Consider the following 12,116-nt stretch of genomic DNA (forward strand, 5'->3'; position numbering starts at 1 on the left):
TAGTCTCCCTGCACAGACCCTGCTTATTTTATTAGTTCTTTTGCTGCCGGCCTATGTGGCTGCCTTTACATTGACTCTGCTGCAGCAAAGAGAGGACGCTATCAGTCGGCTAGAATTTATGAAGTTAAGAAGGTGTAAAAATGCAGGACAGATTCCAACGGCAAATTAATTATCTGCGCATTTCGGTGACCGACCGGTGCAACCTGCGCTGTGTCTACTGTATGCCGGCCAGGGGAGTTCAAAACATACCCCACAGGGAAATATTGACTATAGAAGAAATCGCCGCCGTTGTTAATGCCGGTGTGCTGGCAGGTATCAGAAAAGTGCGTCTTACCGGCGGGGAGCCGCTGGTGCGCCGTGGTATTTTGGATTTGATTAAACAACTGAGTAATATTCCTGAAATAGATGATATTGCATTGACGACCAACGGAATTTTACTGGGCGATATGGCGATTGATTTAAAGGCGGCGGGATTAAAACGGGTCAATGTAAGCCTGGATACCTTGAAACCGGCGCGTTTTCATCGTATTACCCGGGGCGGCCGACTTAATCTGGTGCGCAGCGGTATCGACACCTCCTTAAAAAACGGTCTTGAGCCGGTCAAGATAAATACCGTGGCTATCCGGGGTTTTAATGACGATGAGATAGTGGATCTGGCTAAACTTACTTTGGACAGGCCCCTGCATGTCCGGTTTATTGAATTAATGCCCATCGGTACTTCCGATGCCTGGTCCCGGGGAAAGTTTATTTCCAGTCAAGAAGTCAGGGAATTAATCACCGGAGCGCTGGGTAATTTGATAGATGAGGAGAAAATTCCGGGCAGTGGCCCGGCTCGCTACAGCCGTTTGCCCGGAGCCGAGGGTACTGTCGGCTTTATTTCGGCGTTGAGCAATCATTTTTGTGCTACCTGCAACCGGCTGCGCCTGACAGCTACCGGGCAACTGCGGCCCTGTTTGTTCAGCCGGCAAGAAATCGACTTGAAACAAGCGCTGCGAGCCGGTGCCGGCCCTGGTGAACTGGCCCGTGTTTTCCAGGAGGCTGTTATGGCCAAGCCCGACGCTCATGACCTGGCGTCCGGCTGGCAGAAGGACGATCGCATCATGTCTCAAATCGGAGGTTGATTATATTTATGAACGATAATGGTTATCGGGGTTTGAATCATTTCGACAGCAGCGGCGCTGCCCGGATGGTGGACATCAGCAGCAAGGATGACACCGTGCGTGTGGCAGTGGCCCGGGGCGAGGTACTCATGCAGCCCGCCACGCTGGAGCTGATTGACCGGGGCGGGGTGGCTAAAGGTGATGTGCTGGGCGTGGCCCGGGTGGCCGGGATTATGGCGGCCAAGCAGACGGGTCGGCTTGTTCCTATGGCTCATCCCATTACGTTGACCGGAGTCAACGTGGATTTTCGTTTGCAGCCGCCTGATCGGGTGCAGATTCAGGCTCGGGTGCGCACCACCGGCAAAACCGGGGTGGAGATGGAGGCGCTGACGGCGGTTACCGTGGCCGGGTTGACTGTTTATGATATGTGCAAAGCCGTGGATCGGGAGATGGTGCTGGGACATGTTAGACTGGTGCATAAGACCGGTGGCAAAAGCGGCACATTTGAGAGGGAAGGTGAGCAGCTGTGGGATACGTAGCAGCGGTTTGCACCAGCCTCGGAAAAAGAATGCACAGAAAGAACGCCGGTATCGGCCGGTTGGCGGCGGAGCTTGGTCTGGAAAGTGACGCGCATGCCGGGTCTTGGCACAGGCGGGTTGGCCTGTTGGCTTTGGAAATGGTCTTAAACGGGGGGCAAATAAGAGTGGGCGATGAGGTGCGGGTCATTGGCGAATAACAGTAATCCTCCGTTAATCTCCGTAGTGGGCTGGGCCAACACGGGCAAAACCACCTTTCTTGAGAAATTAGTGGCCGAACTGCGTGGCCGGGGGGTACGGGTGGGAGTAATCAAGCACCACCGGGGACCGTTTGAAATGGACAAGCCGGGTAAGGACAGCTGGCGTGTGGCACAGGCCGGGGCGGTCTGTACCGCTATTGCCGGACCCGGCAAGGTCGGCCTGGTTATGGAGATGGAAGGCGACCCTGACCCCGGTGACATCGCCGCTTTAATGTGTGGTGTGGACCTGGTTTTCACCGAAGGCTATAAAGAGGGGCCATATCCTCAGCTGGAAGTGCGGCGGGCCGGTTACGGCGAGGCCCGGCCCGCGGCCCGGCCCGGGCAGCTGGTAGCTGTGGTGGGGGATTGCTCCCCTGGCGCGGAAAAGGTGCCTTGTTTTGCGGTAGGAGATATCCCCGCCGTGGCGAATTTTATATTAGAGAAATTTTTATAGACCTCCATGCCGTTTGTACGGCACTATCAGAGGATGAAAATTAGCTTAGTCTGTCATAGCTATGCATAAAACCCGCGGATGCCTAAGAGTGCGTCGTTGCTATGCATAAAACCTGCAACACTTGAAAGTATGCCATTGCGAGGAGCGAAGCGACGAAGCAATCTCCGCTTTGCAGCTCGCATTTCTTTGGGGATCTGCTTTGGAGTCCGGGATTGTTTCGCTTATGCTCGCAATGACAGCTGCAGGCATGCCGGAAGCAAGTAACCTTAAGCTTTTTCAGGATGTTTTATAGACTATGCGCGGCGGTGTTATATTTTATGAAATATTTTATTGATTTCCTGGCCGAACTAAAAAAAGGGAATGTTGCTCCGGTTTACTTGTTTTATGGTCCGGAAGGCTATTTGCGGGAGCAGGCCGTTGAGCGCCTCAAAGAATACGTTTTGCCTCCGGGCGGGGAACAGTTGAACTTTGAGGTGTTGGACGGTTCAGTAATGTCGGGGCGAGAAATCGTTGCTGCCGCTGCTTACGCGTCTTTTATACCGGGGCGGCGGCTGGTACTGGTGAAAAGTCCGCAAATATTCCAGGCGTCTGCGGAAAAGAATGACCGGGAGATAAAATATGTGCTGGATTATTTAGCCGCCCCATGTCCGGGTACCTGCCTGGTATTTGATTCGGCCCAAAACGTGGACCGCCGTAAAAAGATTTATAAGGAAACAGCCCGGGCGGGGCGGACTATCGAATTTACCTTGTTAAAGCCGGCCGATCTAATCAAGTGGCTGGCCAAGCGGGCGCGGGAAGATGGCTGCGCTATCAACCGGGAGGCTGCGGAAGAATTGCTGGCCCGCTGTGGGCGGGACATGTATACTCTTTATCATGAAATGCAGAAGCTGGCTTGCTATACGGAACCGGGCAAAACTATCGGTATTGAGGTGGTGCGGCAGCTGGTCGCGGCCCGGGTGGAGGAAAATATATTTGAAGTGGTTGACGCCATTGGGGAAAAGAATTGCGTGCGGGCGTTGTCCGGTATTCGCAATCTGCTGCTGCAAAAACAGCAGCCCCAGCAGATTATTGGTATGGTGGCCAGGCAGTTCAGACTAATATTGCAGGTGCAGGGACTGGCCCGGGCCGGTCAATCGCGGGAGCAAATCATATCTCTCCTAAAGATACACCCTTTTGTATATAAAAAAATTTATGCCCAGCGTCAAAATTTTCCGCTGGAGCAGCTGGTGAAGGCTTTAAATAAACTTACCGAGCTTGATCATAATATAAAAATCGGCCTGGTGGACTTTTATCCCGCTATGGAGACTTTTGTTTTAAAAATTTGTGCTTAAAAATAAATTAACCACCCATGTTTTTTCGCAACCGGGTGGTAGTTTATCAAATTTCGAAACTCCCGCTTCTATGAGAGGGAGTTTTTATTCTATACTTCAAGTAGGGCGGAATCCCCATCTGAAGCCCCGATGTTCAGCTTTAAGCGGAACGAATTCACTATCCCGCGATATTCTTATTAAAGAACTTGGTCAGACGGGATTTTTTACGAGCTGCGGTATTCTTATGCAGTACACCCTTGGTAACCGCCTTGTCTATGGTAACAAGTGCCCGGCGTAATTTCATTTGAGCGTCTTCCTTGTTATCGGCAACTATTGCTTCCTGGAAGCGGCGGACAGCTGTACGAACCGTGGATTTAATATGCCGGTTGCGCTCGGTGCGCTTCTTCGTAATGAGCACTCGTTTGGCAGCAGATTTAATATTAGGCATTTTTTCACCTCCCAACAGCGTCAATTTTACCATGAGCTTAAAAAAAATGCAAGCACCGCCTGGTATACAGGCGGTTTTTTTGGTTAATCCTAATTATAGAATCAAGAAAAGGAGGTGAAGCATAAATGACACAATGGATCGGACTGGCCATTCGCTTTGTCGTTTCAGCACTTGTACTAATAGTTGTTAGCTGGCTGGCTCCCGGTTTCGTCGTACACGGTGGCTTTACCGGTGCATTAATCGCCGCTGCTGTGATTGCGGTGCTGGGCTATGTGGCCGAGGCGCTGTTGGGTGATAGAATTTCACCGCAGAATCGCGGCATTGTGGGTTTTATTACCGCTGCCGTGGTGATCTATCTGGCACAATTCATTATACCCAATATGCTCAGCGTCAGCCTGGTGGGTGCGTTAATTTCGGCTTTCGTAGTCGGTCTTATTGACGCCGTGGTGCCCACGGTACTGCGCTAACGCGTCGGCTATTGGTGCAAACGAGCTTGTCAAGCTTGTGGGTGCCTTATGTAATTGTTATCCACATGCTTGTCCAACAGCTAAACCCCCGCCGCTAAAACGGTGGGGGTTTAGCTGTTGGACAGGCGTGGTAAGGAACGCGCCATCCCTGTGCTTTCCGGGTGCTTACCAGGTGGTAATAATCACTCCGGTTCGGGCATAGTATAAGACAAGTCATTATCATAAAGAAAGGGTGTGGCGCTGCATGATGCGGTACTGCAGTCGGATAACACCGAGTTAATAAGGGGGGAGATTTAATGCACCCCGCATATCATTATCGCTATCGCCGGTACAGGCCGCGTACCGGGCTTGGTCCGGTCAAATATGTGATACTGATCCTGGCGCTGCTAATACTGATAAGCAATTGCCTGGTTGTTTTGTCTCCCGGTCTAAGCGGGGCCGGGCATGGGTTATTGAATATTTTGTTGTCGTGGAGTGACCGCGATCCCCGTGGTATTATGCGGGTGGCCGTTCCGGTCCTGGCCTGGTCGGGGAGCCGGGAGGATGTCCCCCAGGCGGTCGGGCCGGGTGTCCTGGCAACTCCGCTGGCGCGGATGTTTCGCCCCGACCCGCAGCGTCCGCTGCATATTCTAGCCTATCAGATGCCTTTTTTAGCCGAAGCAGTCGGGGATGAACCGGTGGCCCCGGTAATGTCACCTGAAATGGTGTCTGAAATTGAACCGTTGCCTGATGAGGAAGCGGTGGTAAACGCTCCGTCTCTTTCGGAGGAAAGTCTGGTGGCTATTTATAACACTCACACTGGTGAGACCTATGCTCTGACGGACGGTATGGAGCGGCTTACCGGTAAGCGGGGCGGGGTAGTGAAGGTGGCCGAAGCCCTGGAGGAGGAGTTGGAAAAAAAATACGGGGTACGGGTAGCCCGCTCCGATACTATTAACGATGCCAACTACAACAGCTCTTACACTAAATCTCAGGAAACTTTGCAGAAACTGTTGGAGGATAATCCGGCGGTGCAGGTGGTGCTGGATATTCACCGCGACGCGGGCAAGCCGCGGAAAGACAGCCTGGTTACGGTGGACGGGCAGCAGGTGGCCCCGGTGTTGATAGTCGTTGGCTCCGATGCCCGGTCACCTTTCCCCGCCTGGCGGCAAAACTATACTTTTGCGAAAGAATTAGCGGCTGAAATCGACAAAGAGAGTCCCGGGCTGTGCCTGGGAGTCCGCATCCTGGAGGGACGGTATAACCAGTTTCTGCATCCCCGGGCTGTGCTGCTGGAAGTGGGCAGCGTCAGTAATTCTACGGAGGAAGCGGTACTTGCCGCACGCATGCTGGCCGGTCCCGTAGCGGAAATGGTTAAGCGCAATTTAGATAGCGAGTAAGCATAAAAAAACCTAATATGGTGAAAATAAGTAATAAAAGCAAGCAAACGGTGATGTTATGCAAATACCAAGTAAATCCTTGCTGGTTAGTTTGGGTATATGTATCGGCCTGGTTTTTTTTGGCGCAAATATTGCTCTAACCAACTATAACCGCCTGGTGGCGCCTGAAGAGCCTTTAACACTGCTTAATTGGCGTACGGCGGGCGAAGAGCTGGAAGTATGCCTGCTGGGCGAAAATCTATCCTTGTCGCTGGACGGCTGCAACTGGCCGGATAGCGACGAACTCTATCAAATGTTTGAACAGGCCGGTGCATTATACCGCATTGGGCGGGATGAAATAAACCGCCGGCTGGCCCCGGTGCAGCAAAAAATACGTGAGAGTATTGACTGGCCATAATAGATATAATAGTCACGGTTGACCGTCGCTGAATTATAACTGTATGCGGTCGATTACTGCGCTTTTTACCCGGTAAATCGAGTAAAAAGCGTTTTTCTTATTATTTAGGCCTGTAAAGGCAGGAATTAGTCACGCGGACAGCTAAATGTATATATAGTTAATATCCTTACAATTCAGCAGGTGTTATTATTAATTGATCTCTAACAGGCATGGTATTGGACATATGAAAGGGGTAACAAACAAATGACGCAAATTAAAAGCCCACTGGATATTTACAAACTGCTGCCCAAATCCAATTGCCGGCAATGCGGTGTGCGAACCTGCCTGGCTTTTGCCGATGCGGTATTTAAAGGCAATAAAAGTATTGCTGAATGTCCCCACATGGAAGGCGGCGACAATCAAAAGATAGATGGTCAAGTTGTCAGGCCGCGGGGAATTACGCAGCAGCAGGAACAAATGCTGGAACAATTAAAAAGAGACCTCGCCGGCGTGGATTTATCCGCCGTGGCCCCAAGATTGGGCGGGTCTTATGCGGACGGCAAATTGACTATAAAAATCCTGGGCAAGGACTTTCATGTTGATGCCGCCGGTAACGTTACATCAGCTATCCATGTCAATACTTGGGTGACGGTGCCGCTGCTTAATTATATAATAACTGGTAAGGGGAAAAATCCTTCCGGCAGCTGGGTTGCGTTCAGAGAACTGCGCAATGGACACATCAGACAGCCGCTTTTTGAGCAGCGCTGTGAAAAACCACTGCAGAAGATGGCTGAGCACGATGTTGATCTTTTTGAACACTTGCTTGCTGTCTTTGGCAAGCCGGTCAGGGATATCTTTTCTTCAGATATGGCGTACATACTGTATACTTTGCCTAAAATGCCCATACTGATTAGTTGCTGGATGCCGGAGGAAGCGGGGATGGAGGCCCGGGTCAATCTATTCTTTGACCAGGCGGCCCAGGAGAATCTCGATATAGATTCCATTCATATGCTCTGCAGCGGTATTGTCACGATGTTTGAAAAAATAACCGCTAGACATGGCAAGTGAATGATGTCGGAAACATTGACCGGTGCGTGACTATAAATATGTTGTTGTAATTAACTTTGTAAAGTTGATATGTAAATTTGACGTTTGATGTTATAATAACTGTTAGCCGGCTATTTTAGCCGGTTGTTTTTATACTGAAGTGGAGCGTGATTAAATGTTGGTAATTGATCGTTTTGAAGGTGAGTATGCGTTGATAGAGTATAAAAGAAGGATATTTCATATTCCCAAGGTGTTGGTGCCCAAGACTGCCAGGCCCGGCGATGTGGTGAACATCCAAGTTACGGTGGATCAGGAAGCTACCGGGCAAAGAAAAGAGTCCATAGCCCGCCTGGCCGATAAAGTGTTTACCGATTAGGAGACGCTGACTTATGCCGCAAAATAAAAGCAAAAAACGCGGGCTATTATGCACTATTGTCATGGCTGTATTTATATTATTGGCCGCCGGCTGTAACAACGGGCCTGTAGTACCCGCCGGCTCTTCCGGTCCTGAGCCGAACCAACCGGGTACTGAGCAGGCTGATGCGGTACGGCCTTCCGACGATACATCATCCGGCCGGTTAAAAGTACATTTTATTGATGTCGGTCAGGGTGACAGTATTTTAGTGCAGTTACCCAATAAGCAAAACATGCTCATTGACGCCGGCGATAACGATGACGGCGATACAGTGATTAATTACCTTACCGAGGCCGGGGTAAAGCGAATTGACTATCTTGTCGGCACTCATCCCCACGCGGACCATATTGGTGGAATGGATATGGTAATTAAGAAATTTACCATTGGGCAGGTATTTATGCCCCGGGTAACTGCCACTACCCAAACATTTGAGGATGTGCTTAAAGCCGTAGATGATAAGGAATTAAAGGTTACCGCCGCTAAAGCAGGCCTCAAGCTGGTGGATGACGGTTCGGTCCGGGCGGTAATGTTGGCTCCGCAGAACACTAAATACGAGGATATGAACGATTACTCGGCGGTAATTAAGATAACTTTCGGTGAGGTTAGTTTCCTTTGCACGGGTGACGCCGGGGAGCAATCGGAAGCGGAAATGCTGGCGGGCGGTGCATCTGTGCAAGCTGATGTGCTTAAAGTAGGCCATCATGGCAGCCGTTCATCAACTTCAGAATCTTTTTTGCAAGCGGTGCGGCCCGGGTACGCGGTTATCTGTGCCGGCGCCGGTAATGACTATGGCCACCCGCATAAAGAAACTTTGGACAAGCTGCAGGGGATCAAAATATATCGAACCGACCTTGACGGTACGGTTGTCTTTGTCTCCGACGGACGAGAGATTAGTGTAACCACCGGTAAGCAAAACCCCGGCTTATCCCGACAGCCGGACAAGGCCGGGCCGAACAGCGGTCCGGATGGCGGCGGCGCGCCCGTATCGAATAACGAACAAGTTTACGTGGATGCTGATGGCCGAGGTCTGATTAAAGGCAATATTAACTCCAAGGGCGAAAAGATTTACCATATGCCGGGTGGGACTTATTACGGGCATACCAAGCCCGAGCAGTGGTTTAAAACAGAAGCGGAGGCCGTGGATGCCGGATTCAGGCCGGCGAAGGAGTAGTCAAAGGTCCTTTTCACGTTTACCGGCAAATGCTATAATATGATGAGTTGACCTATTAAGGAGAGAGGAATTCCTTTGGAAAGCAGACAGGATCTTATTCGTAATTTTTGTATCATTGCTCATATTGATCACGGCAAGTCCACTTTGGCGGACAGACTACTGGAGTATACCGGAGCTCTGACCCAGCGGGAAATGGCCGAGCAGGTGCTGGATAATATGGAATTGGAGCGGGAGCGGGGCATTACCATTAAATTGCAAGCTGTGCGCTTGAACTACCGGGCTAAAGATGGGCGGGATTATGTATTGAATTTAATCGATACGCCGGGACACGTTGACTTTACTTATGAGGTCTCCCGCAGCCTGGCTTCCTGCGAGGGAGCCCTGCTGGTAGTGGATGCCGCCCAGGGTATTGAAGCCCAAACGCTGGCCAATGTCTACCTGGCTATCGATCATGACCTGGAAGTAATCCCCGTGATTAATAAAATAGATTTACCGGCGGCCGACCCCGAGCGGGTTAAAAGTGAAATAGAAGAGGTTATCGGGCTGGATGCTCAAGACGCTGTACTGGCGTCGGCCAAGACAGGGGAAGGGGTAGAGGAAATCCTGGAGCAAATTGTACAAAAAATTCCCCCGCCCCGGGGTGATGAAAATGCTCCGCTGCAGGCACTGATTTTTGACTCTCATTATGACTCCTATAAAGGTGTTATTTGTTACTTTAGGGTTATGGAAGGCAAGATTAAAAAAGGCCTGCCCATTAAAATGATGGCTACCGGCAAAGAGTTTGAAGTTAACGAGGTGGGGGTGTTCAGACCGGCCCCCGGTTTAGTGGACGAACTGCGGGCCGGCGAGGTGGGTTTTCTGGCGGCCAGTATTAAGAATGCCCGTGACTCCCGGGTGGGGGATACCATTACGGATGCCCGCCGCCCCGCCGCCGAGCCGCTGCCGGGCTATCGCCGGATCAAGCCGATGGTCTACTGCGGGCTGTACCCCGTGGAATCAAATGACTATGGTGACTTGCGGGATGCCCTGGATAAACTTAAGCTTAATGATGCGTCACTGGTTTATGAGGCTGAAACCTCCGAGGCGCTGGGGTTTGGTTTCCGTTGCGGCTTTCTGGGGCTTTTGCATATGGAGATTATCCAGGAAAGGCTGGAGCGGGAATACGGGCTGAGTCTCATTACCACTGCGCCCAGCGTGGTATACCGGGTTAATACCACCGCCGGCGAAACGCTGGAGATTGATAACCCCAGCCTGATGCCGCCCAGCGGCAAAATAGAATCGTTGGAGGAGCCCTTTGTAGCGGCCACTATTATGGTGCCCCAGGACTTCGTGGGAGCGGTGATGGAAATCAGCCAGGAGCGCCGGGGTGTTTATAAAGACATGGTTTACATGAGCCAGAGCCGGGTGATGGTTAAATACGACCTGCCCCTGAGCGAAATTATATTTGACTTTTTCGACCAGCTTAAATCACGTACCAGAGGATATGCCTCTCTTGACTATGACTGGTCGGGCTACCGGCAGTCCAAACTGGTTAAAATGGATATTTTAGTAAACGAGGAGCCTCTGGACGCTTTAAGCTTTATTGTGCACCAGGAAAAGTCCTACCAGCGGGGCCGGGCACTGGTGGAAAAACTGCGAAGCCTGATTCCCCGCCATCTGTTTGAAGTGCCCATCCAGGCCGCCATAGGCAACAAGGTGGTGGCCCGGGAAACGGTGCGGGCCCGCCGCAAGGATGTGCTGGCCAAGTGCTACGGAGGTGACATCACCCGTAAGCGTAAGCTGCTGGAAAAGCAAAAAGAGGGCAAAAGGCGGATGAAGCAGGTGGGCAATGTGGAAATACCCCAGGAAGCCTTTATGGCCGTGCTGAACATCGGCGAAGAAAACAAGTAATAATATGGGATGTGCGATGGGAAAAAATAATGTCAATGCGGCGCTGCTGAACAGCTTGCCTGTTGCTCTGTATATACACGTGCCGTTTTGTGTGCGCAAATGCAGGTACTGTGATTTTGTTTCATATGCGTATAATGAATCGAACGCCCGCCATTATATTACCGGCCTGCGCCGGGAAATGGGGCTGCGGGTGAGAGATAAGCCTGAAAAGCGGTGGCATTTGTCCACCGTTTTTATCGGTGGGGGTACGCCTACTTGTTTATCAACCGCCATGCTTCTGGAGATAATAGCTTTAATAAAAGAATATTTCATTTTATCGCCGGGCGTGGAATTTACTATGGAAGCCAACCCCGGCACGGTGGACGCGGACAAACTGTCGGCGCTGCGCCGGGCCGGGGTCAACCGGCTCAGTCTGGGGGCTCAGGCTTGCACCGAGGCTACGCTGGGCACTTTGGGACGTGTACATACGCACGAGCAGACGGTGATGGCGGTGCGGCGGGCTAGAGAGGCGGGCTTCCTCAATATCAACCTGGACCTTATCTTTGAGGTGCCGGGCCAGACGCTTACCGAGTGGCAGTGTTGCCTTGAGCAGGTAGCCGCTTTGCAGCCGGAGCACGTATCCGCTTACGGCCTGCAGTTGGAGGAGGGCACACCTTTAAAAGAATTGGTGGATAGCGGAGCTTTGGCGCCCTGTCCCGAAGAAACCGGTTTAGCCATGTACCGGGCGGCTGTGGATATATTAAAAACAACCGGTTGGGAACAATATGAGATTTCTAATTTTGCCCGGCCCGGGCGGCAGTGCCGTCATAATCTGGTCTACTGGTATAATGAGGGTTATCTGGGTCTGGGGCCGGCGGCCCACTCCCGCATCGGGGGAAAACGTACTGCCAACGAGACCGGCCTGACAGAATACGCGGCCAAATTGCGGGACGGGGCGCTGCCGGTGGCCTGGTCCGAACAAATCAGCCTAAAAAACGATATCTTTGAAACTATTTTTCTGGGGCTGCGTATGACTTGCGGGCTGAACTTGGAGCGTTTCAGGCAGCGGTTTGGCGCATCGCTTGAAGAAATTTATCCCGGTGTGCCGGAAATGCTGATAGATAAAGGTTTGTTGGAACCGCGGGGCAAGTGCCTGCGCTTAACCGCAGCCGGCCTGGCGGTGGCCAATGTGGTAATGAGCGAGTTTGCTCCTTCCTGAATATTCTTGACAAATGAAACCACTAGTGCTATGTTTTTATTAGGTGTTAGCACTCAATATGGGAGAGTGCTAACAAGGAGGTGTCG

The 12,116-nt window shown here is 51.5% G+C and carries 14 protein-coding genes; 13 read left to right on the forward strand and 1 reads right to left on the reverse strand.

The features are described 5' to 3' along the window. The first annotated feature begins 140 nt into the window (after positions 1 to 140). The 5 genes from moaA to holA all read left to right on the forward strand — a co-directional run bounded on the left by moaA (position 141) and on the right by holA (position 3,660). Entirely contained in the window at positions 141 to 1,121 is a 981-nt protein-coding gene (gene moaA, locus ABDB91_RS05230; RefSeq protein WP_347490560.1) for a GTP 3',8-cyclase MoaA, read from the forward strand. An 8-nt stretch (positions 1,122 to 1,129) separates the two neighbouring features. After that, complete coding sequence (gene moaC, locus ABDB91_RS05235) at positions 1,130 to 1,639, forward strand: cyclic pyranopterin monophosphate synthase MoaC (RefSeq protein ID WP_347490561.1); 510 nt, start codon at positions 1,130 to 1,132, stop codon at positions 1,637 to 1,639. Then, positions 1,627 to 1,836 carry a hypothetical protein gene (locus ABDB91_RS05240; RefSeq protein ID WP_347490562.1) on the forward strand — a complete coding sequence of 70 codons (210 nt, stop codon included), beginning with the start codon at positions 1,627 to 1,629 and terminating at the stop codon, positions 1,834 to 1,836. Before moaC ends, ABDB91_RS05240 begins: the two co-directional genes overlap by 13 nt. Further along, entirely contained in the window at positions 1,826 to 2,329 is a 504-nt protein-coding gene (mobB, locus tag ABDB91_RS05245; RefSeq protein ID WP_347490563.1) for a molybdopterin-guanine dinucleotide biosynthesis protein B, read from the forward strand. Before ABDB91_RS05240 ends, mobB begins: the two co-directional genes overlap by 11 nt. A 317-nt stretch (positions 2,330 to 2,646) precedes the next feature. After that, positions 2,647 to 3,660: a DNA polymerase III subunit delta gene (gene holA, locus ABDB91_RS05250; RefSeq protein ID WP_347490564.1), complete on the forward strand. Its 1,014-nt coding sequence runs from the start codon at positions 2,647 to 2,649 to the stop codon at positions 3,658 to 3,660. 157 nt (positions 3,661 to 3,817) lie between these two features. Here holA and rpsT read toward each other — a convergent pair whose 3' ends face one another. After that, on the reverse strand, positions 3,818 to 4,087 hold the full coding sequence (gene rpsT / locus ABDB91_RS05255; RefSeq protein WP_347490565.1) for a 30S ribosomal protein S20: 270 nt from the start codon (positions 4,085 to 4,087) through the stop codon (positions 3,818 to 3,820). A 125-nt stretch (positions 4,088 to 4,212) separates the two neighbouring features. On the opposite strand from rpsT, the gene ABDB91_RS05260 reads away from it, so the two are divergent. The 8 genes from ABDB91_RS05260 to hemW all read left to right on the forward strand — a co-directional run bounded on the left by ABDB91_RS05260 (position 4,213) and on the right by hemW (position 12,030). Continuing rightward, positions 4,213 to 4,554 (forward strand): phage holin family protein, encoded by a 342-nt coding sequence (locus ABDB91_RS05260; RefSeq protein ID WP_347490566.1) that lies wholly within the window; start codon positions 4,213 to 4,215, stop codon positions 4,552 to 4,554. Between the two features lie 296 nt (positions 4,555 to 4,850). Next, entirely contained in the window at positions 4,851 to 5,933 is a 1,083-nt protein-coding gene (spoIIP, locus tag ABDB91_RS05265; protein WP_347490567.1) for a stage II sporulation protein P, read from the forward strand. A 58-nt stretch (positions 5,934 to 5,991) separates the two neighbouring features. Further along, the gene (locus tag ABDB91_RS05270; protein WP_347490568.1) at positions 5,992 to 6,330 is read left to right on the forward strand and encodes a hypothetical protein; all 339 of its coding nucleotides are present in this window, start codon (positions 5,992 to 5,994) and stop codon (positions 6,328 to 6,330) included. A gap of 243 nt (positions 6,331 to 6,573) precedes the next feature. After that, a complete protein-coding gene (locus tag ABDB91_RS05275; RefSeq protein ID WP_347490569.1) occupies positions 6,574 to 7,377 on the forward strand; it encodes a DUF3786 domain-containing protein in 804 nt (267 codons plus the stop codon). Between the two features lie 154 nt (positions 7,378 to 7,531). Beyond that, positions 7,532 to 7,732 (forward strand): DUF3006 domain-containing protein, encoded by a 201-nt coding sequence (locus ABDB91_RS05280; RefSeq protein ID WP_347490570.1) that lies wholly within the window; start codon positions 7,532 to 7,534, stop codon positions 7,730 to 7,732. Between the two features lie 13 nt (positions 7,733 to 7,745). Further along, a complete protein-coding gene (locus ABDB91_RS05285; protein WP_347490571.1) occupies positions 7,746 to 8,942 on the forward strand; it encodes a ComEC/Rec2 family competence protein in 1,197 nt (398 codons plus the stop codon). A gap of 75 nt (positions 8,943 to 9,017) precedes the next feature. Continuing rightward, positions 9,018 to 10,832, forward strand: a complete 1,815-nt coding sequence (lepA, locus tag ABDB91_RS05290) for a translation elongation factor 4 (RefSeq protein ID WP_347490572.1) — start codon at positions 9,018 to 9,020, stop codon at positions 10,830 to 10,832. 16 nt (positions 10,833 to 10,848) lie between these two features. Then, positions 10,849 to 12,030 (forward strand): radical SAM family heme chaperone HemW, encoded by a 1,182-nt coding sequence (gene hemW / locus ABDB91_RS05295; RefSeq protein WP_347490573.1) that lies wholly within the window; start codon positions 10,849 to 10,851, stop codon positions 12,028 to 12,030. Positions 12,031 to 12,116: the final 86 nt, after the last annotated feature.

It is taken from the genome of Desulfoscipio sp. XC116 (genome assembly GCF_039851975.1).
Lineage (GTDB): Bacteria > Bacillota > Desulfotomaculia > Desulfotomaculales > Desulfallaceae > Sporotomaculum.

Excerpts from the sequence above, each read along its gene's own strand:
- moaA (WP_347490560.1), top strand. The coding sequence starts at position 141 with ATGCAGGACAGATTCCAACGGCAAATTAATTATCTGCGCATTTCGGTG.
- moaC (WP_347490561.1), top strand. The coding sequence starts at position 1,130 with ATGAACGATAATGGTTATCGGGGTTTGAATCATTTCGACAGCAGCGGC.
- holA (WP_347490564.1), top strand. The coding sequence starts at position 2,647 with ATGAAATATTTTATTGATTTCCTGGCCGAACTAAAAAAAGGGAATGTT.
- rpsT (WP_347490565.1), bottom strand. The coding sequence starts at position 4,087 with ATGCCTAATATTAAATCTGCTGCCAAACGAGTGCTCATTACGAAGAAG.
- ABDB91_RS05260 (WP_347490566.1), top strand. The coding sequence starts at position 4,213 with ATGACACAATGGATCGGACTGGCCATTCGCTTTGTCGTTTCAGCACTT.
- spoIIP (WP_347490567.1), top strand. The coding sequence starts at position 4,851 with ATGCACCCCGCATATCATTATCGCTATCGCCGGTACAGGCCGCGTACC.
- ABDB91_RS05270 (WP_347490568.1), top strand. The coding sequence starts at position 5,992 with ATGCAAATACCAAGTAAATCCTTGCTGGTTAGTTTGGGTATATGTATC.
- ABDB91_RS05275 (WP_347490569.1), top strand. The coding sequence starts at position 6,574 with ATGACGCAAATTAAAAGCCCACTGGATATTTACAAACTGCTGCCCAAA.
- ABDB91_RS05280 (WP_347490570.1), top strand. The coding sequence starts at position 7,532 with ATGTTGGTAATTGATCGTTTTGAAGGTGAGTATGCGTTGATAGAGTAT.
- ABDB91_RS05285 (WP_347490571.1), top strand. The coding sequence starts at position 7,746 with ATGCCGCAAAATAAAAGCAAAAAACGCGGGCTATTATGCACTATTGTC.
- hemW (WP_347490573.1), top strand. The coding sequence starts at position 10,849 with ATGGGAAAAAATAATGTCAATGCGGCGCTGCTGAACAGCTTGCCTGTT.